This is a genomic window from Pantoea sp. sgz302252 (genome assembly GCF_042610525.1).
In the GTDB taxonomy this organism is placed as follows: Bacteria; Pseudomonadota; Gammaproteobacteria; order Enterobacterales; family Enterobacteriaceae; genus Erwinia.
In genome coordinates this window covers 231644-253794 of the sequence record NZ_JBHDVM010000001.1, presented here as the reverse complement: position 1 = coordinate 253794, position 22151 = coordinate 231644, and the positions used below count along the sequence as shown (strand labels likewise).

The following is a 22151-nucleotide window of genomic DNA, read 5'->3' as shown; positions in this document are numbered from 1 at the left end:
TGCTATCTCCCCTGAAGGTTTGCCGCCGGGAAGCCACCGAACGGCAGCGGCTGATCGTCACCAAAACGAAGTTTGCAGTCGCTCAGGCGTCCGCCGCACACGTCCAGCGCCGGGTTATCCGTCGGCGTGCCGTCTTTCAGAAAGTAGCGCGTGCCGTTGTAGTCGCAGCCTGTGCCGGTGCGGTACCAGCCTCGCATACACCATGTGCAGACCGGCGTGATTTGCCGCGAGGGTAATTGCAGGCTTTGCACGTCAAACGGCGAGCACAGCTCAAAATCCACCTGCGTCCGGGTTTCGGTGGTCTTGGCATTCACGTAGAAAAGCTGCACGCGTTCTTCCGTTGGCTGCGCGTTCGCGTTGCCCGCCGTCCAGTTGGCAGCATCCAGATACCGCGCCAGCGTGGTGTGAACCTTAACCTTCGCTTTCACCAGGTCGTCGAACTGCAGGCACAGCGCGGTAACGTAGTTCCCAACGTTGCCTACGGACAGCGTCGGCGTAGGCTGCGATCCGGTACTGGATAGTTCCAGTCCCTTCAGCTCATAGGGATAAGGCTCATACTCGTTGCCCTGCCAGATAATCGACGGCAGGTTATCCGCGGCGAATGAGGCCCAGCCTTCTGAAGCGATATTGTGGGCGTGGAAGCGCAGAATGTTGTCCAGGCCAAAGGCGGTGCCGTCTATTTCCAGCAGCTGGATAAGCTGGCCCGGCTCCAGCTGCTGTATGTCCTGTGTGAAGCTCATATTCAGCCCATAAAAAAGGGCCGCCTGAGCGACCCGGTTACCGGAAGGGAAATTTAAGGCGCGAAGGCCTGTTCGAATGTGAAAGCAATTTCGACAAAGTTACCGTTGATGAACTTTGGGTTAATGGAATCAGACTTCACTCGGTAGAGATGTTTTTCGCCCCAAGGGTTAATCCACCAGAACGAAGCCAGCACATGCGATTTTAAAAACGTCCGCAACGCCAGCATATCAGCTTTATTGCCATTGCAGGACAGTGCCCATACTTCCACAGCCGTGTTTATCCCTGCGCTGGCCACCTGTTTATATCCGTCACCAAACTGAGCTTGAAGCGTAGCAACGGCCAGTTGCTCGCTGGCCTGCACCTGCGGACACCAGGTAAATGTGTCGATTGCCATGAATTAACTCCTATAAAGCAGCCCGCCGGGCGACATTTCTTTCCTCAGCCTGTCGGTAACAGTGGTCTGAACGATGGCCTGTAACTGCTTTGCCGTGCTGGCTGTATTAGCGCTGCTGACACTTCCGGACCCGCTATCCTGCACAATCGTCACGGGCGCGCTAACCTGAATGCCTCCTATGCCGTTACCGGAAGCCGCATTTACGCCGGAGGAAAATGCGTCGATACCCCCCGCACCGCTTACCACGCCACCGCTGGCATATCCTTTCATCATGCTGTACAGGTTGGATACGCCGATCCGATCAGTGGCTTCTTTGGTAAAGACGAATTCGCCACGGTGCACAATGCCGGCCGGATCATATTTTCCGCCCGCGCCGGTAAAGCCGCCGCCGTCATAGGCACTGAAGCTGGTAGACATTCCCAGGGCTCCTGTTCCTCCTGCTGCCCCGACCGCTCCCGAAGCTGCGCCGCCGATGCCGCTTGCAAGACCACTGAAGATACCAGACAGCGCAGAACCACCCGCCGCCTGAAGCGAATTCACAATCGCCATCTGTAGCGCCACTTTGGAAATCATCTGCAGGACAGACAATCCCCAGCTTTTCCAGTCGGCCTTACTCCCTGCCAGTCCGGCCGCCATATTATCCAGCGCGCTGTCCATCGTGGACGTGATCCCCTGTGAAACCGTGCCGGAGATATTGCTGGCGCTTTCGAGCCAGTTTTCATAGCCGCGGGAAACGCCGTTCAGCCAGCTGGATTCTACGGCAGCAGTTGCCTTGTACTTTTTATACAGCGCATCCAGTGCCGCATTACGCGCGGCAATGGCTTCTGCGCCCTTGTCTGTTTTATCAAAAACACGCTCGACCTGCTGCTGCTCGTTGAATCTGTCACGCTGCCGATCGCCCATGCCAGCCGTTGTTGTGGTTAACGTAGCGTCATCACGGTATTTGCGCGCGGCGTCGGTCAGGTCTTTCAGTGCTTCGGTCTGCTCGCGTTGCTTTTTAACGTTCGCGTCCGCTTTCTGCGTCCACGTTTCCAGCTCGACCGAAGAGGCCCGAATGGCCTTTCGCTGTTCGTCCGTCCATTTAACACCGGCCTGATGCGACGCAGCATAGAGTTCGGAGGCTTTCTCCCCGTCTGTGGCGCGTACCCGTTGTACTTCCACCGCCACGCTGAGATCGGCCATCTTTCGGGAATACTGCTCTGCCGTCTGCGCTGCCTCACGTGCCGCTTTTTCCTGGGCGTTAGTTGCGGCTGTATCGTCCTTCTTAGCCTGGGCAGATTCGGCATCCTTCTTTGCCGCCTGGTCTTTGTTATAAACGTACTGCGTATACAGCGCGCCCGTAAGCTTCAGATCATCGGCTTCATACTGATGCTGGGCATGTAGTTTTTGCAGTCCTGACAGGCTGGCGAGCTCGTTATCTCGACGCGCTTTTTCGAGTGCAGTTGTCTGCTGGGGCGTGGCCTTTGCCAGTGAAATAACCGGTCCGGCATATTGAGGCGGCGTAGCGTTGCCGGTAGCGCTCATTGAGCGATTAAGGAGATCGTAAGCGCCCTTAAGGATGGAAACCGCGCCAGCCTGCTCAATGGCTTTTTTGGTAGCAAAGTCGCTGGCGTCATTTACCAGCTTTTGCGTGGCTTCAACTTTTGCCGCTGCCTGCTCACGCTGATAATCAAGCCTGTTGAGCTGGTCGGTGGCTTCCTGCTGCCGTTTCGTCAGTTCTTCCGCCGTCATCAGGTTGTTGATGCGCGCCAGCCAGGGGTGCTCATCATACTGCTTCTCCATATCCTGCATACCGCGGAGGCTGTCGCGCGTCTTACGGATCTGCTCATCGATATCAGCCAGATCTTTTTTCTGTGCATCCAGCGAGCCGCGCGCATCGGCAAAAGTTGCTCGCAGGCCCGCCACCGACATTTTCTGCAGCTTACCGTTAATGGCATCGAGGCTGTCAGCAAACCCCACAGCCTCGTTATGCACCTGCTCCATGTGCTGAGAGACACCGTAAAGAGCGGTGCCTGCGGCGATAATCACACCTGGCCAGCCACCAAGTATGCCCAGCACCCCACTTCCAAGACGCGACATCACTGATGCCGTTTCCGTCAGGCGGATTGCTGCCGCGCTCCTGCTGGCAATCGAGGTATTAAGACCTGCCTGCGCTGCTGCCAGTTGCCTCTCGGCTGCAATCTGGGCCTCAATACCTGCGGCTGCTGTTCGCGCCTGCTGCGCACGATAGACTGCCTGCCGCGCAGTGGCCACGCTGACCTGCGTGCCGCGAACCTGTGCCTGCGCAAGCGCGACCTCGGCGGCCGTATTGGAGATAACCGAAGCGGTCGCCGTGGTGACGCTGGAAACCATGTTTCCGAAATAGCGAGCCACGCCCAGACCGACCAGCGCGCCTGCTACGTTGGCAACGGTATCAATATTTTTCGCCAGGCCATCCAGTACGCCTGACAGGGACGAAGATGCGCCTACTGCATTGTTAGCGCCACCAACCCACTGCATAAAGGCGTTTTCAACCTTCTGAGCCGATCCGCTGATTGATGCCGGAAGCGTGTCGAACTCCTTACGCAACTGCTCAACGTTGGTCAGCAGCGGCACGATTTTATCGGTGGTCAGCTCGCCGTTATTGGCCATGTTGCGCAGGCCGCCAATCGTGGTGTGCAGGCCGTCGGCCAGAAACTTCGCCAGCCGCCCGCCGTTTTCCATAATGGCGTTGAATTCCTCACCGCGCAGCACGCCCGATCCCAGCGCCTGGCTGAGCTGGGTTATAACCGAGCTGGCCTCTTCCGTGCTGGCACCGGAAAGCTTCAGGGACGTTGCCACGGTTTCGGTTACTTTCGCCACGTCCGCAGAGGCATAGCCCGCATCGCGCAGGGATGAGGCGATTCGGCTATAAAGGTTAGCATTGGCTTCAAAAGAGGTACCGGTGCGCTGACTGATGGTCATCAGCGTTTGCTGTGAATTTGCAAAATCATCCGCTGACGTGGAGGCCAGCCGCAAGCGACCGCTGAGCTGGTTCCAGGTGTCCATATAATGGATCAGCTGACTGGTAGCAAAGGCGCCAGCAAACGCTCCCGCCATACCGGTTGCGGTAGAGCGAACGGATGCCAGCTGAGAATTAAGCTCGCCCAGCGATCGCTGCGTTTCCCGCGTGGCGGCAGCGGCCCGGCGCCCGCCCTGCTCCATGGTTTTATAGTAATCAGAGCCCATCCGCGACGCGCGCGCAATCTCGGACTGAAACGAGCTGGAATTTGCCGAAATCTTGATAATAAGTTCGCGCAGCGTAGCCATAAATCACCCTGTTAGTGTTGCGCTAGCCGGACAGCGCAGCAAAGAAATTCTCAAGCCCGCCACTTTCCTCAACCGGATCAGGCTCGCGCCACTGCAGCAGAACGTCTTCCATTTTGACCTTCGCCCCCTGCGAGTTAAGGACGGCGGTGGCCACCTGGGCAGACTGAATATCGCCGCGCCGGTCGCTGATGGGATTTACCCTGTCATATTCAATCCACATCCGGAGCTCGCTGGCGGTCAGCGTCTCTTTCAGCTCATGGAGAGTGCGCCCCAGCCGCAGCGCCAGCGTCATCAGAAAGAAAGTGCCGGGCTCTTTTACTTTGCCTCTGCGGCCGCCTGCGATGTACTCAGGTCAAGCGCCTGCTTAAGCAACCTGGCATGTACAGGGCCATAGATATTTTCAATAAGCGGCTTGTCTTCGGCGGTAAACACCGGCATATCTTCTTCATTAAGCAGCACGTCGATAAACAGCACCACGTCGGCGCTTTTGTTGCGTAGCGCACGTTCGGCGGCGGTCAGCGTCTCCGGCTCGCCTTCCGGATTGGGGTTAATTATCTGCTGCCATTCCATCCAGGCCTGGCCTGACGGCTCGCGCAGTTTTACGCTGGTATTTTCCCATTCAGGGACGGTGATAACCTTGCTGCGAAATCCGGCCATAGGCGCCAGCGCCAGCGCGCGTAAAGGGTTGGTTGATGCCTTCTTTGCCATTTAATTACTCTCTGACTGATGCGGGAGAAAGCGGCCTGAGCCGCCGTTATTATGCTGCGGCCGGTGCCGGTACGATCGCCACAGGCTTGCCCTTTACGCGCAGCGTAAACGACGCGGTGACCACGCCCGCCGTGGACAGGCTCCAGCTGTTCTGGCGAACTTCGGCCAGGAAGGCGTAGCCGTTACCCGACGGGAAAATCACCTGAAACGCGTGCACCGCATCGGTTTCATAGGCGGTACGCAGAGTGCTTTGCCCGACCTCATCCGCTGACCAGTTACCGGACAGCGTTACCTCACCGGGCGCAGCCAGGCCGTTCGTCATTTCCTGCTCGGTGGAGCACAGCGTGGTGGTTTCGATATCGGACTTCTGGCCGCCGGTGTAGCTCAGCTCTTTGGTGGAGCAGTTGATACTCTGCCAGGTGGCGCCGGTCGGGTTGGCTTCCGTGGCCGCGTCGGCGGAAACATTGATTTTCGTTCCCTGCGTTTTTTCATATTTTGAGGACATATTTCTCTCCGGATAATAAAAAACCGCCAGGCGGCGGTTTCGTCAGGGTTAATCCCATATTTGTACTTCAAGCGTGGCGCGGTAAAGCGAAGTATCAGACTCATAGTCGTTCATTTCATTCACAGATACCGGATTAAGCACCTGTATTGCGTTCAGGGCCTGATCCCGGATGCTGCGTGCTTCGTCCGTTGATTTCGCCCATACGTCAATTTGCAACGTGGTAGAAGTTTCTGCCTGGCCACAAAAAACATCACCGGACACCGCCGAAGGCAGAATATAAACAACCCAGGGTGCTTCCGTGCCGGATGGCGCGACGTAGGGATAAACCTGAAGGTTGGCCAGTTCAGCTATTAGCGGATAAACATCGGCTTCCGTCATTTTGACAACACCTCATCAATGGCCAGATTCATCCGCGCCAGCGCAACACGCGTTGCTTCTTCCTGCCTGACGTCAAAGGCAGGTCGAACAAACGGATGTGCGGCCATTTTGGACGTACCCATTTCCACAAATCGCCAGTAATAGGCGTTTCGCGGATTGCTGGCCTTCATAGTGTTGTCGCTGTTGCCCGTACCTGGGTTGACGCCGCGAATATGCACGCCGGAGGATATTTCCCCCCGGCGCCGCGCTTTCTGGGTCATTACAACGACGTTTTTCTTCAGTTTTCCGGTCTGCACGGGAGCTTTGGCTATCACCTCTTCACGCAGCACATCTGCGCCAGCACGCGTGGCATCACGCAGCACCTTGTTGTTTTCTGCGCGGCTTAACGTTTCAAGGTCTTTAGCAATGTCCTTCAGGCCTGAAAAGTCCAGATTCGTGTTGATCATTGCTTCACTCCTGTTTCACAAAGCAACTCAAGCCGCTGGCCGTTTTCAGCACGGGTAACTGACTTAATATCGTATGTCTCGCCGCTGCCAGTTGGTGGCAAATGCACGATTCGCCAGCCGCCAGTAACAGCAATACCTGGGACGCGGCGTATCCATATGCGGGAGGTTGTGCCTGAAAGTTCCGAACCGGAATCAAGCAACTCCCGACCAGAAACATCAACAATAGAAGCGCGTATGCTTGCCACATCAGTCCAGCCGGTAGCGGGCTGTCCGGATGGAAGACGTCCGCTGGCGGGTTTCTGCAGCGTCACGCGGTAACGCATGGGTCCTGCTCTCATACGCCATAAATCCTGTAGGGCTGAAGAAAAGATTCAACGGCAAAATCCGGCGTGGCCACGCTGACGCCGGTCACCACCGCCTCGCGGTTCGCATACCAGTGCGCTATCAGCATCAGCATGGCGGTTTCAATGTCCTCGCCGTACAGCAGCGCGTCCGGATCGGCAAGATAAAGAGGATCGGCGGCTTCTTCATAAAGCGTGCGGCGGGTAGAGTTTTCCACGTACCGCACCGCCGCTTTTATGCGGGCCACCAGCCAGGCATCATCCTCGGTAAAGTCCTGCTCGATGTTGCAGTGATGCTTTACCTGATCAACGGTCAGCATAATCACTCCTTACTTCGTTTTCGCCTTGCCTTTGGCGCTGCCGTCGTCACCGGACTCTTTTTTCGCGCCGGGCTCTTCGGCATAGCCCCGCTGAATGAGCTCACGCCCGTGCTGTTCCAGCGTTTCAAACGTTGTGCCTTCGGTCAGCACTTCACCCTTGTGATAAATCGGTTTGATTGATCGCAGTTTCATGGCGGTTTCCTCATTGTTCTGGCGGCCCGCAGGCCGCCTTAAGGGGTTATGCGCCAGCGGCTGCCGGTGCAGTAAAGCTGCCGTAGATAAACGCCTCAGGGCGCTTAACGGCCAGAGCCAGTCGTTCCTCGCAACGAATAGAGATCATGTTCTTCTCGAAGTCGTCGGCGTTCTCGGTGGAGATAACCACATTGGCGTCTTCACGATCGAACAGCTGCGCGGCAGCGTTGAAGGCGCCAGTCAGGAACTTGCCCTGGAACGCGGCGGCCTCGGTGGCCACAACAGGCAGACCCCACAGCGTCGGGCCGGTAAGCGCTGACGGGTTCGCCAGGATATAGCGGCCCAGCGTGTCTTTGGTCAGCTCGATCTTCGCCCAGTCGATAAAGTGCAGAACGTGGCCGGACGCCGGGAAGCGCGCCAGCTGCGCCTGCAGCATGGCCAGACGCAGATCGTCGATACCGTTTTGCTGCTCGACGCTGAACGCTGCAGCGAAAGCGGACGCCTGCGGCACGATGCCTTTCAGGTGTGCGCCGGTGCCGTCACCGAACAAAATTTCCTGCTCTTCGACATACTTCAGGCCATAGCGCATCTCAGCATCCACGGTGGACTGCAGCTGCGCAAAGTCGTCCAGAATCTGCTTGGACGCCTTGAACATGTGCGCAATGGTGGTAACCGGCGTGATCTGCGTGGCAAACTCGATATCGCTGTACGGCTTGGTCGTGCCTTCCGGCACTACGGCGGCCTTATTGGTGAAGCCGGTCTGCTGTACCCAGAAGATCGCCGGCGCGCTGGTACGACCCGGGGCGATCAGGTCGCGAATAAACAGGCGTTGTTTTGGCGCAGTATCGATGCCCGGTAATCGCTGAGGCTCAACCACACCGTCAGCGACGCCCGTTGACAGCAGCGCAGCGTTAACCGGCACGCTGACACGCTTACCGCCTTCCACGCTGGCAGCAAATGCCTTCAGCGCTTCAGAGCTGATCACGGTGTGACCTACGGTTTCGATAACTTTCTTCGCGTTTGCCAGCGGCATATTAGCCACGTGCTGCTCAAGCTCGCCTTGAGACGCTTTGAGTAATTTAAGCGCTTCATTCAGCGCGTTGTGCTCAGTGGCGATCTTGTCTACCGCTTCTTTAGTTTGGGCAGAGAGCTGGCCAGAATTTTTTGCCTCTTTCAGCGCATCTTCGGCCTTCTGGCTGAAGGTGCCGGAAACTTCTTCCAGCTTCGCGGAGACTTTTTTTAGTAAATCGTTAACTTCAGACATGGGTTTTCCTTATTTGCCGAACGCCGCGAGGACGTCTTCAAGTTGTTTAATATTGTCAGGGTTGATTTCTTCGGTAGCGCCCGGCGTACCATCATGGTTGGCAACAGCGCCTGGCTTGCTGCCGGATAAAGCCTTAAGCAGTTTTCGACGCTCAGAGCGCGGCGTGTCAGTTTTTGCTAACAGCGCGTCAAGCTTACGCAGCGCCGCCGCAGGGCTGTCGTCGTCATCAGAAATTTCGTCAGCGGAAAGCAGGCGATCGGCAAAACCTTTATCAACCGCGTCACTGCTACCGATGTAGGTTTCGCCGTCCATCATTTTGGCTACGTCCTCAATACTGAGACCCGTGCGCGCTGCGTAGATATCGCCCATCGCTTTATCGAAAGGCTCCATATCCGCTGCGATTTGCTCCAGGTCGTGACGATTGCCCATCGCATAAACCCAGCAGTTGTGGATCATCAGGAAGGCACCGCGTCCGATTTGCACATCGTCACCGGCCATAGCGATGATTGATGCCGCAGATGCTGCCAGGCCCATCACCTTGACGGTGACTTTTCCCTTGTACTCGCGCAGCAGGTTATAAATCGCCAGGCCTTCAAACATGTCGCCGCCAGGCGAGTTAATATTGACGGTCACGTCCGCGCCATTCATTGAACGAAGCGCACCAGCAATGCGGCTGGCCGTTACGCCATCACCCCAGTAGTCGGCGCCGATCACGTCAAATACAGAGATGCTGTTGTCATCAGCTTTTGCGGCCTTGATGCCGCCGTTCCAGCGCTCCATCGCGGCGGACGGCAAATCCCGTTTTGAGAGTGCAGAAGGCCGCCCCGCCGGTGCTTCCGGAAGGCTTTTCAGTGTCATGGGATTAGCTCCTAAGCCGCCTGTTTCAGCGGGGATTGCTCGAAAGGTATGTCGGGGAAAATATGGTTATGCAACTTCCGCAGCTGCGCGGCCTGAGCAGCCTGACCGTTGGCTTTCAGATCTTCCAGCGGTGTGAGGTTCAGCTGGACGGTGTAAAGCTCTCCACCCTCAATCGGCGGCATGTTCTCAAGGCGGCGCACATCATTGCGTGACATCCAGCCGTTCTGCAATGCCGTGGTGTAGTATGCGGCACGGCCGGCGCTGTCGGCACGTAGCAGGCCTTCAACGGAGAATTCCGCGAAAAGATCGTCGTCACCGTCCAGCAGACAGCGCGAAATCTCCTGCTCGATGTTTACCAGCAGTGGGCGCAGGGTATTTGTCAGGAACTGAAGGTTCATGCCTTCAACGCTTGATGCCCAGCTGCTCTGTTTATCCGCATGGCCGACCATAAACGGCGGCACGCGGAACCAGCGGCAGATTTCTTCAATGCTGAACGCGCGGGACTCTAGCATCTGGGCGGCTTCAGGGTTCATGGTGACGTTCTGATATTTCAGCCCGCCTTCCAGTACCATAATCTTTCCGGCATTCCTGGACCCGGTGAACGCCTGCATATAGCCGCGTAACCGCTCCCGCTGGTCTTTATCCAGTGCCTGATCTGCTGAGAGAAACCCGGAGCTTTGCAGCCCGTTCTCAAAAATTTTTGCCGCCGATTCCTCAACGGCCATTGCAGAACCAATTACATCCCGCCCTTCGGCCATCGGCATCATGCCGCAGACGCCATCCAGGCCAAAGCCGCGAATGTGCATCAGGTTCTTTACCGGAATGACGCGCTGCGCCTGTGCCTCGGTATAGGTGTATTCCAGATTGCCGTTATCCAGCCGCTTTACGACCATGTTCTGGGGCAACAGCGGTACCAGCGACACCATACGGTTGCCGATCATCTTTTTTTCGACAAACGCATTGCCGCGCAGGCAGATGCTGGCAACCACCATCAGCATGAAACGCGACGGGGTCATCTCCATATTTGGCCGGCGGCACAACACCTGATAGGCCGGGTGCGTCGTGGCGGGCTTACGTGAGCCATCCGGCTGGCGTTCGTAAATCTTCAGCGGCAGCGTGGAAACGGACTCGCTCAGCAGCCGGACGCAGGCCCAGACGGCTGACAGGTGCATTGCTTTTTCAGCCGAGACCACCTTTCCGCTGCTGCTGAGGCCCATCCATTCCTGCCAGAACGTACCGGTAGTCAGCCCGATCGGTACGCCCAGCCAGTTCAGCAGCGCGCTTTTCACCTTGCCGGGCTGTTTGCTCTCTTTCATCAGAAACCTACCATTATCGGGTTATCAAAGAAGCCGCTTAAGTCCTGCGGCTCTTCTCCGCCGTTGAGGATCAGACGACTGAGCCCGGTAAACATGGCGACCGGGCCGTCTATTTTTGCCTCTGGCGTCGATTTAACGGGGAACACGTTGTCGTTTTTATCGGTCTTTGCGGTGACGTTGCTCATCATCCAGGTCATTACCGGGTGATTGTTGTGATGCAGGCGCCCGGCGTAGGCCAGCGCCTCCGTCTCCTTCATGGCTTCAGAGAGATTGCGCACCGTCTGCGCCACCTCCACCATCGGCACGCCCTCCTCCGCCAGCGACAGGCTGAATTGCGTTGCGCCCCACGGGTCAAAACCGATTTCCCGCAGGTTTTCACCAGCAATCCACTTCAGGAGGTCTTCTTTGATAACGGCGTGATCCACAACGTCACCGTCCGTCAGCGTCAGGTGGCCGCTGTCGCGCCATTTCTGGTACAGCTCGGCCATCTGCCGGGAACAGCGATCCAGCCTCCCTTCGGGGAGCCAGAACATAAAGTCTGCATGTACGTGGCCCGCGGGCGCGCGCCATACTTTCACCGCCGCGCAGATATCAATTTTGTTTGCCAGATCCACGCCGACCCACATCGGGTACGTTTTCAGCTCGTGCACCGGTGCTAGCGGTTCGCATTCCTCCCACTTCACCATATCCATCCAGGCAGACTCGGCACTGACCCAGATATTCAGGTGCTTTGTGAAAAAGTTGTTGCGGGCGGAAACCTGCTCTTGGGCCTTTTTGGCCAGGCGGCGCAGATCGTCCCAGCGCTTACAGATGCCCAGGCCCGGATTGGCTTTCTGCCACACCTTTTCGTCAAAGGGCTCGTCGCCCTCGTCCAGGGTAAAGATAATCCCGAAGAATGTGTCGTCTTCCACCACGCCGCTCAGCACCTTCACCGCGTAATCGCGCAACTCGTAACAGATACCTTCTCGGTTAAAGCCTGCGGTGGTGATGGCAAACAACAGGGACTGCGAACGGGCACCAGTTGCGGTTTCCAGAACGTCCCACACATCACGGGTGCGGTGCGCGTGCAGCTCATCCACGATCGCACAGTGGATATTCAGGCCGTCGAGGTTATTGGCATCGCTGGAGAGCGGCTCAAACTTTGAGGCGGTACGCTCCTGAAAAATTGCGAGCTTGTTGTAATCGAACAGCCTGCCCAGCGCGGCGCGGGACTGCTTAATCATGTTCACGGCGTCATTAAAAACGATACGCGCCTGGTCCCGCGTGGTGGCGGCGGAATACACCTCGGCCCCACCTTCCCCGTCAGCGCCCGCCATATACAGGCCGATGCCGGAGGAAAGCGTTGATTTGGCGTTCTTACGCGCCACTTCGTTGTAAGCTGTGCGGAAGCGGCGAACCATGACCGGCTTGCCTTTGCTGTTCAGCACCTGCTCGCCCGTCAGCTCGTTTATCTGCGGCACGACGAAGCCAAAAATGTTAATCAGGATAAAGATGTGCCAGTCCATCAGGTCAATCGGCTTACCGGCCAGATCACCTTTAACGTGCGGCACGAATTTATAGAAATTGAGGATGTGCTGGGCGCGGCTTTCACTGAAGAATACGTTGCGCCGCTCGCCTACCTGCAGATCGTCCAGAAAACGGGCGCAGGCCTGCTTCACGTATTTGCACGCAACGATTTCGCCGCTCATCACGCGCTCGGCATAGCGGATACCGTCTGCTACCTTTGCCATCAGTCCCTCGCTTTCAGGAATTCTTCCAGCGGATCGACCTTATCGGGGCCACCAGCATTAACCTTGCTACGCGAGGCCGGGGTCATGCCGAACTCTGACAGCATGGCGCGAATACGTTTCCAGACGTCGGCCTTCATTGCCGCGGCCGGATGCGCCTTAATAAATTTAATTGCCCGCTCTTTGCCCTCGTCCGGCTCTTCTTCGCTGTAAATCGCATAGGTATACCCTTCGCGGTCGAGCGTTTCGCAGTGGCGTCGGTATTCGGTATAGGCTTCTATCAGAAGCTCAAGCGCTTTGCCGTCAAGCTGCGTGAGCACGCCGATCCCGTCAAGCTCCTGGGCAATCTGCTGAAACCAGTACTTACCCATCTTATCGAGATGCTTCGGAGTATTGGGTACCCCTTTCTCTGGCTTAGGCTCATTCTGGTTAACCGGGCGTTTAGATGGGTTCCCCCTCACCAAAACCAGGTGTGACGGGGTTTTCGGTGGTCCTGACATAGGGGAAACTCCACTGAGAGGGTACGTTGGGGGTACCCATAAAAAAGTTTTCTAACCTGCGGCGATGCGAGAAAAACTTAGGCGGCGGTCCTTTGGGGCGCAGGCTCTGAACTCTTGACCCGCCCTCCCCCTTGGTTGCCTTGATGAGAATGACTCTCATTTGATGCCATTTCTTTACATTTCATCAGGTTGCTGATGGGTACCCTGACGACTTCTTTCTGTTGCTGTCTTGGCCTTATGACATGGCCAGCACAACGATTGAAGGTTGCTGTCGTCATCAGTGCCTCCATGTGCTTTGGGTTTGACATGGTCAACCGTGGATGCAGGTACAGGCTTGCCCTTCTTCAGGCATTGCTGGCAGATGTGCCGGTCACGTTTCAGGATGAGGGCGCGGATGATGTCCCACTTACTGCCGTATCCTCTCTGGTGCCTGCTCTGTCCTCGCTGGTGCTGTTGCCAGCCTTCGTTGCGGTGGTTATCACAGTAGCCGGAACGAGCGGTGGTTGTCTTGCTGCAGCCGAGCTTACGGCATGCGCGAGGGATGGCTGATGGCATCATAACGTCCAGATTAATTGTGATATCAATATGCTCAGTAGCAGAATAATGGTTACAGCCAGATAGCCGCCTAACAGCGCACGACTATATTCGCTTAGACAGAAAGGCTTCATCATTTATGAAATCCATCGGGTAACGTTAATCATGGCGCTGCCTCTCTTGGCCTTTGCCCATACCTGAAGTGGTGGAGTGAATCCTATCTTGCCTGTCTCATCGTGTGCCGGTGCATTAGCTGCGGGCTTTGACGGAGAGTCAGACCAACAAACCTCAGAAAAGCCAGGCCAACTTACAACGGTCATGTAGGCGTTATTGGTGCCATCCGTTATCTGGACGTATTCACTATCGGTGAGCGTGATTGTCTCTGTCGCCATAGTTATGCTCCAAACTCAATTCTTTCCATGCGCCGGACAGCCCAGTCCTTTTTGGCAAAAGGCATCGTGAACGTGTTACCTGGTGTTTGATGGGTTTCAGTGTCGCCGTTACTGTAAATAACAGTCAGCGACGCTGCTGCTAATGTGTCGATTGTGAGCGTTGCCGCAGTGCGAGTTGCCTGCTGCCCGGTCAGGGATATCATTGGTGAGGTTACCGTGTCGCCCGCTTCTAACTGAGCGCCAGCAGAAAGCAATCCGGTTGGCGTCACCTTACGGTACACAGAAGCGGTAAAGTTACCAGCCGGAACCGCCGAGCATCGAGCAAGCAGATAATCCGACGCACTGACGCGTGCAGCGTACCATCTCAGCAGCGCTGTTGAGGCATTCGTAAACTGACGCTTTATCAGCGTCCACACCTCAGGCGATCCACCATCTGTCGCCGCAGCAATGAATGCATTGGTTGCCTCGGAATAAACGGCAGTAAGCGCACCGGTGCGCGTTGATGTCGCAGACGCAATGCCCATATCTGAAGCCTGGGTCGTTGGCTTAGCGCCGGGGCCATAGTTCCAGTCGTAATTAACCGCCCCAGAAGGGCCGATGCTGCCATATTCCACACCAGCGACGTAATTCATGGATGCCCTTTCAGGCTCATGCCGACCGATCGGAACGCCTCTATTGTACTCAAGCGGCCACTCGTTAATGGCTGACTGCCTTAACGTACCATCACTGGCGATATAGGAGTGAGCCGGGCCTTTGTACTGCATGCGGGAATCGAGGGTTTGTGCTGTCAGGTCTATCGCAGTAATGCCAAGCTTAGCACCGCGGCTTCCTGTGACTACCGCGCCGGGTACCCATATGCCGGTGAATGAATTTGCCCCGATTACCGGAGCATTCGGGATTGTGATCATGTTCACTCCTAACGAATAAATACACATTTTTCTAGCAAAAACGATACCGCTCATTTTATATATTCGACTGGCACGGTATCTTTAGCAGCAAGGTTTATTACATTTTAAGAGGCGTAAAATGGAAAACTTTAACTATTTACTGGTTGGCGGGGAATTTGACTCTGAAATTCAATCATTTAGCCCTAAAAGTACCGGCGATACATTCGTTATCACTGAAACGCATAATCATACAGAGCACGTATGGAAAGAGGTTTACACCGTGTCTGATTACTTAATCCCTGCCCTCCCCAATTATAGGGTCGCAACAGCAGAAGGAATATCCGACGCAGAGGTTAAAATAGCCGTTAAAAATATTTTAGGATATTAAAGCTCCACCATAAGGCGCAACCATAAATGCGCCTTATGATTTCAAATAATTCACTCAGAGAAACAACCTATAATTTTCACTAAATACTACTATTTTTCAGCAAGTTATGCAATGCGAGCATAATCACACTTGCGCCTATAAATATTAAATACCCATATCCAAGCAAATGAAAAAGCCATATTCCTGTAATACCCCCTATTAGAAACGATACTAATGTAAAGGAGTGTAACCTGAGTCTTTCGAGATATAATGGGGTTTCTTTGGGGGATTCTTTCCGTCTTACCACATCAAACAGCATGGCCAACTCTATACCAATATCCGTAGAAGTCCCTGAGATGTGTGTCGTTCTTACTCGTGCATTAGATATTCGAGTCACTACCGCATTCTGTAGTCCCATTAAAAAACTCAGGCTTAAGATAAGTGTTATTCCAGGCGATGGTGGTCTCAGCCAGATTTCCACCACGCCAAGTAAAATAAGGCTAACTCCTTCAATAAGGATATTAAAGACGTAAACAGCTCGTATGTTCCTCCTGCGCCCAGCGTTTATAAGGATGGTGGAGAACACAGAACCGGCAATGAATACACAAACAATTCCAAGAAAAAAAATGCCTGATGCGAAGTTGCCCTTAGCAAGATGATCCGAGAGCGAAGATACGTTACCGGTCATGTTGGCAGAGAAAAAACCAACAATTTCAAATGCAGCTGTGTTTAGGGCTCCAGCAACTGCAGCAAGAGTGCAGGCAAGTCTTGTGTCTGCAGCATTATTACGTAAATTTTCAGTGCTGATTAGCATGGAGGCTGCCGTGTTCAACCTAGGGGATCTTATGATCTGCTCATTTTGAGTTAGCAACAAGATAAGAGGCAAAAAAAATGAAATTCTATTTTCCTGTTAGGAATGGCCTCACTATGGCGCATAAAAGTTACTTCAGGTTCGCTCTGATACTGATTTTCAGGCATAAAAAAAGCCGCTGTTAAGCGGCTTGAAAAAGATGCCCTTAAGTGGATTTCCGGCATCTTTTTTAGTTTATGGCAACCCGAACTGGTTTGACCACACGATTAGCTTACATAAAGTTGTACAAGAGTTCAAGAAGTGTATACATTTGCGCTGCCATCATGGCAATTGTAACGATGATGCATTGCATCACCTCTGGAGGTGAAGTGGATTTCCACTTCCAGAGGTCATTTTTCTGCCAAACACTTCACAATTTTCTTCTTTTGACGGCCTAAGCGATTAATCACTTCATCATAAAAGCGTTTTCAACGAATTAGCTCAATTTGTCTGATGGCCGCCTTGTCCCGGTTGCAGTTCTCTACCGAAGTCAGTAATCGTTCGTTCAGTTCCAGGCTGTCGCCATACGTCAGCGGATCTGGAATGGCAGGCAATTCACAATCAGCCAGCAGTTCTGCCGGTATCGGTACCGCTGGCACTGGAACGTATTTTGTTGAGGTGTTCGCGCAACCGGTCAGCAGCAGCGGCAGGCACAGGCTGAAAAGCACAGGCATCGCCTTTAATCGCCTTCCTGATATAAACGACGCGCTCATCGCTCTCTGCTTTGCTCTGTTGCTTGTCATTGTGGGTTGCCTTGGCGATGTCGTTGAATAGATTTACAGCTGCTATCACGTTTCCCGTGATAGCTTCGGCCTGCTGCTGACCCTGCAGTGCAATGCTGGCGCTTGCCTGAGCCTGTTTCATGCGGTTGTGGTAATAGCTCGCGGCGCTACCGGTCAGCACTAAGCAGGCGGCCAAAAAGAACCAGAGCAGCATGCGCCAGTTATTTATCAGCCAGATCATCAGCCGTCTCCGCCAGGCAAAGGGACTTTTCCATATCGCGCCGGTTCATCAGTCCACGCCACTTCATGCCACCAGCGTAAACCCAGCGGCGCAGTTCTTCGCAGGCACCATCAACATCGCCAGTGTTCAGGCGCTTCAGCAGCGTGGATTTGGAAAAGGCACCCGTGCCGACGTTGTAAGTGAAACTGTAGAGCGCGGCGCGCTGATATTCGGCCAGCGGGACTTTAACCAGGCTATCAACGCTGCGCTTTACCGGCTGCAGGTCATTCCAGAGCAAGCGATCGCATTCGCGGTCGGTATACTTCTTGCCTTTCACGATGTCATTGCCAGTGTGTCCGTCGCAGACGGTCCAGACTCCAGCCACATCTTTGTAAGGCTCATAAGCGCGCCCTTCCACACCATCCTTGCCGCCGAGGAGTATCGTGGCGATAAGCATGGATCCGCCACCAGCAGCAGCAATTAGCTTATTGCGCAGGCTGTTTGATAACGCCATAGCTATTCCTCGATTTCGGTGTTTGGCCAACGTTGCAGCGCCTGAATCTGCGCCAGTGTGGCTTTTCGTTTGTAATACCAGTTGATGCCGAGCGTGAACAGCGCGACCAGGATACCGGCCAGCACGCCAACAGCACTCCATTCATCGGGGCTTAGCCTGGTCAACAGACCGTTCGCTATCGTCCCGGCAGATGCGCCATATGCCGCGCCTGATGCCAGTTTGCTCATATCAATACTCATCATCACCTCCGATTGACGGGCGGTGCTGTCTATAGTCTTTGGGAAAAGGCGCCATTGAGTATGACGCGGAAGTAAAGAGGCCCAGCGAAGTGAGCTTTTGAATTATGCGAGCGTTGTACCGCATCTATGACCTGTATTAACACGCTGGCTAAATGCTTTCGCGTATCTCAGGCACAAAAAAAGCCCGCGATTGCGGGCCTTCTGATTCAAAAATTACTATTTTTTATTTTTATGAATTATTCTTATGGTATTCCCTGGTGTTGGCCGTATTGGCTCCCCCGCTTCACCCAACCTGTCTGTCGAGACTAATGGAGCGGGGATATTTTTTTGCCTTTTTATCTTCTCACTGGGGAACAGAAAGAGATAATTGTTTCAGGCAATCACTGACATCGGTAAGCACTTCCAATCTGCCGTCATTCTTTGTTGTCAGACATACCATCAACTTTACTTAAGTATGGCGCTGAAATTTTACATCCTTACTCGTATAAACCAATTAGTAATGCTCTGAATTTTGCTGGTCCATCAGTCGAATGTGGTGCCGGGTGCCTCCCGGTGAACTATCCAGTCAAAGAGTTCGCGTGGCTCATTCACTAACGTCATTCAGGAGAATGATAACTGATACGCCCCTCCGCATAGGGGGATTCACCACAGGTTCCATTGTAGTACAATAAACAGGACCAGTAATAAAAAAGGCTCTGCCTGAGCAGAGCCTGAAATTTGGTGCGCCTGTTTATCATCAGTGATTAATGGTCAGTCCGTCGGTCGGGCGGCGCATTGAGTACTACCTTGTTAAGAATAGTTGTCATTCAGAAAATGACAAATAAAAAGCCCGGGGCATGAACCCCAGGCTTAGACTTCTTAACGAAGGTTGACCCCCTACGTTAGGGATAAATTACCACAACTTCGGGAAAAGTAAATAGCTCACGATATAATAATGAGCTATTTTTTTTGGCGCTATCTAGTAGCAGAACGTAAGGTACTGTTCGCCCAAGCTTCTTCAATTTCGAGTTTATCGATTAACGAGTCGTAAAAGGGTTTAACGGTTTTCTTCCAGGTGTCGAGGCTGAGTAAATCAGTGACCTCACAAACTGCCCGGTGTGCCTCTGTAGAAGGTATTCGCTCATAACCCCGGCCACCACAGCGCTTACAATTACTCATAACTGGTACGCCCTGTGCCTCTGTTTTCTTCCTGTCTACCACTTTGCCTCGCCCGGAACAGTCATTACAGGCCGCTGATACGATGCCACGGCCTTCGCATGGCTTACACCGGACCCGCACAACTTCCCGCACGTTCCTCCTGACGCCGCCCGCCAGGGGGGATTTCATTGTGAACACTTCCGCTTCGATAAAACCAGTACCGGCGCAGCAATCACATCCTTTAACGCTGGCCGCGCTGCGGCAATAATCCAGGTAGGCATAAGTTGCGAGCGCTTGCGCGACCGCCGGTTTAATATCACCGTTGAGTTTGCGGAGGGCTGCAACCCTGTCGCAGGTTTCAAGAGCATACTTCGTTAACAGGTTGATAGCCCGATCACTGTCCTGCTTACCGATCCCCATCTTTCCCAAAAACGCGCTGTAACCCATTTCAGCGCGACTCTGAGCCATTCCCATTGCTGCCATAACATCCGTGCCCGTCAGAGCTTCTGAGGCGGTTGCACGTGGTGAATCGGTGAATTGCGGTGATTTTGGGGAATGGAATTTAATAGCGCTTTCAAGATTCATGCTGCCTCTCTTTGTTTAATCAGCTCTCTGGTTTTCTGCCTGTAATTCCGCGCCAGCTCCTGTAGCTCTTCCCGCGTCCACTTCTTAAGCTCGTGCGGCCCCACCAGACAATCGAAAGCAGCCTGGCCAATCTTTGCGATGAGGCGCGGCTTATACTCGCCGATGTTCCCGGAGAGGTACGAGTTGCAGTGCTCACACTGCAGGTGGCAATTGGTTTCGTCGTAGCGGGTTTCTTTGCTGGCACCAACCGTGCGGTAATGCCCGGCATTCATTTTCGCGCCTGTGCTGCGGTCACAGCTGATACAGGGCTGCCCGGCGTCGCGGGTTCGGATGAATTCGTTGAAGGCTGTCTGGGCTTGCTTATGGAAGTAACTGAGGGGTTGTACTGCGAGCTTGCGGATTTTAATGCTTCGTCTTTCCTGTTGCGCTTCATCCTTCCTTTTTTTCTCTCGGTCTGCCTCCCTTTTTTGAAGAGCGAATCGCGCTCCGTGCTCAGGGCAACACCACCAGGTTCTGAAGTCCTGATAATGAAACCATTCACGACATATTTTACAGCGCCGTCGTTTTGGCTTGTTGGCGGTTGCTTTCATTATGCGACCTGTTTTTTCCTGAGTTGGTTGTATTCGCTATCGGCCGGGACGGTCAGTCGGCAGCCGACATTAAGCGCCCATGCTTCCACCTGCGTCAGGTAGTGATGCATTTCGCCTGTATCCAGATTTGCCGTATGCCGTAGCGTCTGTACCTGAGTTCGTCCACCTGTTACCACATCAACCATCTCGCGTGCTTCATAGCCTAGATATGTGTGTTTCATCGCATCCTTAACCCATTCAGGAGATGCAAAGGGCTTACCGCGCTTAATTAAATAAGCGCTCAGCTCTGCGTACCACAAGTGTTGTAAGGAGTTCTGAGGGATACTGCGTTGATCACGCCATTCTGTGATTTTGATGCGCCAGCGTTTGCCGGAAGATACGAGATCGAAGATGTGTTTGGTAAACTGCCCCAAGGTGGATTTGTGCAAACAAAAGTCCTGCACGACTCACCTCCGGTAAATGGACTCCTGCGCCTTGGCAAGATCGTCTTCCATCTTCGCCATAATCAGCTCGACGGTTTGCTTATTATGTCCGCCTGTTTCATGAAACATTTTCAGAAGCGCCAAACCTGCGCTTACTTCAGAAAGATGATCTGGCCGGGGCTTAATTGGGATGATTTCAGCTTTCATGATTTTCTCCTGATAAATTTTGGTTTGAATCGCCTTCAAACACGGATCCGGGTACAAGCACCACATTACCCATCACGGATTGAACAACCGTCCTGAAAACAGCCTCAGGTAAGTCATGTCCTGTTAACGGTGTACGTTCGTCGATAAAAGCCACAAATGTCCCTTTTTGTCCGCCTCCGCTGATGAAAATATGCAGGTTGCCTATCAAAAACCCTGCCTTGTCCCAACGCCCGTTTAGATTAGCGGGCCAGTGGCCACCAATAGATTTTAAAGCTGCCCATTCCAGAGCTTTACCTTCAAGCGCTATGACCGCTATAAATCTACTGTCCATGACACCCTCGCATATTTGGGAAGCCAGCATTTTCAATGACAGAGTAATCATTAACTTAGTTAAAAAGAATAGTGTCACTTATGCCAAATGAAACTAAATTGTGAAGAAAAATAGCAAAGCATTTACCCTGTAACGGTTTTGAATTATCCACTCCCTTTGCTTTCTTGCTTCCGCTGATCAAATTCAGCATCAACAATGTAATCGTGAGCTTCGCGCGCCAGCATTCCCATTGCGTGTATCGTGTCCTGAGCGTCGGCCAGCGTAGCGTTAGGTTTATTGCTTAGCTTCACGATTGCCAGCGCCAGATTGCGTGCCGTGCTTAATAGCGGCGGCTCGATTATCAACTGCGTTACGTTGCTCATGGCTGCACCTTTCGCATTCCCAGTTTCCGCCGGATTTCTGCGATTTTATCCAGGCCCTTCTCGTTGCTAACGGGGCAGTGCAGCTTCGGTATCTGTGCGATCGGCGCGCCGATTTTCTCACCTGAGTCCAGACGCTTCGCCATCGAGCGCAGTTCCTTCACGCACTTCTGCCGCAGCTCAGCCGGTGTCAGGTTCATGGCACGCATCTGCGAATACAGGGCGGGAACCATCAGCCAGCACTCGTTGCTCTTCCACGGGTATTTTTCCGGGCTGTCGTAGAAGCCACGGCGCGCGCTGTACTCCATCACCATGTCGTAAAGCTCGTCGGCATTCGGCAGGCCGTAGCGACTAGCTTCGCCCTGGCGGCACCAGGCGACAAACTGGCCGGGCGACGGGAGAAAAGGCGTTTCCTGCTGGCGGGCCAGCTTCATACCGGCGTTAACCTGGTCAATGCTGGTAATTCCGTTTTCGGCAAACGCCAGCACCCACTGTCGCCGCAGCTCGTTCAGCTCGTCCTGAGTTTTGATATTCGCCATCAGCGCCGGGAAGGCCGCTTTCAGCTGACGGAAAAGCTCGTTGAAGATGTGGATCGCCTGCTCCGGTACCTGCTGCTTTGGCTTTTCAGCGGCGTACATCTGCTGCAGCGCCTGGCCGTCACGATTCTGGATGGCGGTAACGACGTTTCTCATAGCTGTAACCCCTCTGCCCAGTCAGTATTGTTGAAGTCCAGCGCCTGCTTGCCGCCGGAGCCAGAGTTAGCCTTGTCGCGTTTAATCGCCAGCTGCGACCATTTCTCACGAAGCTTTGCAGGACA

The 22151-nt window shown here is 54.0% G+C and carries 30 protein-coding genes; 1 reads left to right on the top strand and 29 read right to left on the bottom strand.

Features of this window, described 5'->3' with window-relative positions:
* Positions 1-2 precede the first annotated feature (2 nt).
* The 18 genes from ACETPC_RS01190 to ACETPC_RS01105 form a co-directional block, all read right to left on the bottom strand.
* Positions 3-740: a phage minor tail protein L gene (locus tag ACETPC_RS01190; protein ID WP_380177838.1), complete on the bottom strand. Its 738-nt coding sequence runs from the start codon at positions 738-740 to the stop codon at positions 3-5.
* A 53-nt stretch (positions 741-793) separates the two neighbouring features.
* Positions 794-1135 carry a phage tail protein gene (locus tag ACETPC_RS01185; protein ID WP_380177836.1) on the bottom strand — a complete coding sequence of 114 codons (342 nt, stop codon included), beginning with the start codon at positions 1133-1135 and terminating at the stop codon, positions 794-796.
* 3 nt (positions 1136-1138) lie between these two features.
* Positions 1139-4423, bottom strand: coding sequence for a phage tail tape measure protein (locus tag ACETPC_RS01180; protein ID WP_380177834.1), 3285 nt, complete (start codon positions 4421-4423; stop codon positions 1139-1141).
* Positions 4424-4445: 22 nt separating this feature from the next.
* Complete coding sequence (locus tag ACETPC_RS01175) at positions 4446-4715, bottom strand: DUF4035 domain-containing protein (protein WP_380177832.1); 270 nt, start codon at positions 4713-4715, stop codon at positions 4446-4448.
* 23 nt (positions 4716-4738) lie between these two features.
* Positions 4739-5131: a phage tail assembly chaperone gene (locus tag ACETPC_RS01170; protein WP_380177830.1), complete on the bottom strand. Its 393-nt coding sequence runs from the start codon at positions 5129-5131 to the stop codon at positions 4739-4741.
* Positions 5132-5180: 49 nt separating this feature from the next.
* Positions 5181-5636 carry a phage tail tube protein gene (locus ACETPC_RS01165; protein ID WP_253453618.1) on the bottom strand — a complete coding sequence of 152 codons (456 nt, stop codon included), beginning with the start codon at positions 5634-5636 and terminating at the stop codon, positions 5181-5183.
* Between the two features lie 48 nt (positions 5637-5684).
* The gene (locus tag ACETPC_RS01160) at positions 5685-6014 is read right to left on the bottom strand and encodes a DUF3168 domain-containing protein (RefSeq protein WP_380177827.1); all 330 of its coding nucleotides are present in this window, start codon (positions 6012-6014) and stop codon (positions 5685-5687) included.
* Positions 6011-6460 carry an HK97-gp10 family putative phage morphogenesis protein gene (locus tag ACETPC_RS01155; protein WP_380177825.1) on the bottom strand — a complete coding sequence of 150 codons (450 nt, stop codon included), beginning with the start codon at positions 6458-6460 and terminating at the stop codon, positions 6011-6013. Before ACETPC_RS01155 ends, ACETPC_RS01160 begins: the two co-directional genes overlap by 4 nt.
* Positions 6457-6783: a phage head closure protein gene (locus ACETPC_RS01150; protein ID WP_380177823.1), complete on the bottom strand. Its 327-nt coding sequence runs from the start codon at positions 6781-6783 to the stop codon at positions 6457-6459. The genes ACETPC_RS01155 and ACETPC_RS01150 overlap by 4 nt, the downstream gene beginning before the upstream one ends.
* 11 nt (positions 6784-6794) lie before the next feature.
* On the bottom strand, positions 6795-7121 hold the full coding sequence (locus ACETPC_RS01145; protein WP_380177820.1) for a head-tail connector protein: 327 nt from the start codon (positions 7119-7121) through the stop codon (positions 6795-6797).
* Positions 7122-7130: 9 nt separating this feature from the next.
* Positions 7131-7313, bottom strand: a complete 183-nt coding sequence (locus tag ACETPC_RS01140; RefSeq protein ID WP_380177818.1) for a hypothetical protein — start codon at positions 7311-7313, stop codon at positions 7131-7133.
* A gap of 46 nt (positions 7314-7359) precedes the next feature.
* Positions 7360-8577: a phage major capsid protein gene (locus tag ACETPC_RS01135; protein WP_380177816.1), complete on the bottom strand. Its 1218-nt coding sequence runs from the start codon at positions 8575-8577 to the stop codon at positions 7360-7362.
* A 9-nt stretch (positions 8578-8586) separates the two neighbouring features.
* Positions 8587-9435 carry a head maturation protease, ClpP-related gene (locus ACETPC_RS01130; protein ID WP_380177814.1) on the bottom strand — a complete coding sequence of 283 codons (849 nt, stop codon included), beginning with the start codon at positions 9433-9435 and terminating at the stop codon, positions 8587-8589.
* An 11-nt stretch (positions 9436-9446) separates the two neighbouring features.
* The gene (locus tag ACETPC_RS01125) at positions 9447-10751 is read right to left on the bottom strand and encodes a phage portal protein (RefSeq protein WP_380177812.1); all 1305 of its coding nucleotides are present in this window, start codon (positions 10749-10751) and stop codon (positions 9447-9449) included.
* Positions 10751-12481 carry a terminase large subunit gene (locus ACETPC_RS01120; protein ID WP_380177810.1) on the bottom strand — a complete coding sequence of 577 codons (1731 nt, stop codon included), beginning with the start codon at positions 12479-12481 and terminating at the stop codon, positions 10751-10753. Before ACETPC_RS01120 ends, ACETPC_RS01125 begins: the two co-directional genes overlap by 1 nt.
* A complete protein-coding gene (locus ACETPC_RS01115; protein ID WP_380177808.1) occupies positions 12481-12978 on the bottom strand; it encodes a phage terminase small subunit P27 family in 498 nt (165 codons plus the stop codon). Before ACETPC_RS01115 ends, ACETPC_RS01120 begins: the two co-directional genes overlap by 1 nt.
* Before the next feature lie 174 nt (positions 12979-13152).
* The gene (locus ACETPC_RS01110; RefSeq protein ID WP_380178823.1) at positions 13153-13533 is read right to left on the bottom strand and encodes an HNH endonuclease; all 381 of its coding nucleotides are present in this window, start codon (positions 13531-13533) and stop codon (positions 13153-13155) included.
* A 373-nt stretch (positions 13534-13906) separates the two neighbouring features.
* Positions 13907-14866 carry a hypothetical protein gene (locus ACETPC_RS01105; protein ID WP_380177806.1) on the bottom strand — a complete coding sequence of 320 codons (960 nt, stop codon included), beginning with the start codon at positions 14864-14866 and terminating at the stop codon, positions 13907-13909.
* 64 nt (positions 14867-14930) lie between these two features.
* Here ACETPC_RS01105 and ACETPC_RS01100 point away from each other — a divergent pair, with 64 nt between their 5' ends.
* Positions 14931-15179 (top strand): hypothetical protein, encoded by a 249-nt coding sequence (locus tag ACETPC_RS01100; protein ID WP_380177804.1) that lies wholly within the window; start codon positions 14931-14933, stop codon positions 15177-15179.
* A gap of 79 nt (positions 15180-15258) precedes the next feature.
* Here the strand turns inward: ACETPC_RS01100 and ACETPC_RS01095 are convergent, their stop codons facing one another.
* From ACETPC_RS01095 to ACETPC_RS01045, 11 genes are all read right to left on the bottom strand, one after another.
* Positions 15259-15972, bottom strand: coding sequence for a YoaK family protein (locus ACETPC_RS01095; protein WP_380177802.1), 714 nt, complete (start codon positions 15970-15972; stop codon positions 15259-15261).
* A 597-nt stretch (positions 15973-16569) separates the two neighbouring features.
* Positions 16570-16944: an exotoxin gene (locus ACETPC_RS01090; RefSeq protein ID WP_380177800.1), complete on the bottom strand. Its 375-nt coding sequence runs from the start codon at positions 16942-16944 to the stop codon at positions 16570-16572.
* A 7-nt stretch (positions 16945-16951) separates the two neighbouring features.
* The gene (locus ACETPC_RS01085) at positions 16952-17464 is read right to left on the bottom strand and encodes a lysozyme (RefSeq protein ID WP_380177798.1); all 513 of its coding nucleotides are present in this window, start codon (positions 17462-17464) and stop codon (positions 16952-16954) included.
* A 2-nt stretch (positions 17465-17466) separates the two neighbouring features.
* A complete protein-coding gene (locus ACETPC_RS01080; RefSeq protein WP_380177796.1) occupies positions 17467-17691 on the bottom strand; it encodes a phage holin in 225 nt (74 codons plus the stop codon).
* Between the two features lie 966 nt (positions 17692-18657).
* Positions 18658-19425 carry an antitermination protein gene (locus tag ACETPC_RS01075; RefSeq protein ID WP_380177794.1) on the bottom strand — a complete coding sequence of 256 codons (768 nt, stop codon included), beginning with the start codon at positions 19423-19425 and terminating at the stop codon, positions 18658-18660.
* Positions 19422-20015 (bottom strand): recombination protein NinG, encoded by a 594-nt coding sequence (locus tag ACETPC_RS01070; RefSeq protein ID WP_380177792.1) that lies wholly within the window; start codon positions 20013-20015, stop codon positions 19422-19424. Before ACETPC_RS01070 ends, ACETPC_RS01075 begins: the two co-directional genes overlap by 4 nt.
* Entirely contained in the window at positions 20015-20443 is a 429-nt protein-coding gene (locus tag ACETPC_RS01065; RefSeq protein ID WP_380177790.1) for a YbcN family protein, read from the bottom strand. The genes ACETPC_RS01070 and ACETPC_RS01065 overlap by 1 nt, the downstream gene beginning before the upstream one ends.
* 18 nt (positions 20444-20461) lie before the next feature.
* Positions 20462-20644 (bottom strand): hypothetical protein, encoded by a 183-nt coding sequence (locus ACETPC_RS01060; RefSeq protein ID WP_380177788.1) that lies wholly within the window; start codon positions 20642-20644, stop codon positions 20462-20464.
* A complete protein-coding gene (locus tag ACETPC_RS01055) occupies positions 20634-20975 on the bottom strand; it encodes a hypothetical protein (protein WP_380177786.1) in 342 nt (113 codons plus the stop codon). The genes ACETPC_RS01060 and ACETPC_RS01055 overlap by 11 nt, the downstream gene beginning before the upstream one ends.
* A 143-nt stretch (positions 20976-21118) precedes the next feature.
* Positions 21119-21337, bottom strand: a complete 219-nt coding sequence (locus ACETPC_RS01050) for a hypothetical protein (protein WP_380177784.1) — start codon at positions 21335-21337, stop codon at positions 21119-21121.
* Positions 21334-22026 carry a replication protein P gene (locus ACETPC_RS01045; RefSeq protein ID WP_380177782.1) on the bottom strand — a complete coding sequence of 231 codons (693 nt, stop codon included), beginning with the start codon at positions 22024-22026 and terminating at the stop codon, positions 21334-21336. Before ACETPC_RS01045 ends, ACETPC_RS01050 begins: the two co-directional genes overlap by 4 nt.
* Between the last annotated feature and the right edge of the window lie 125 nt (positions 22027-22151).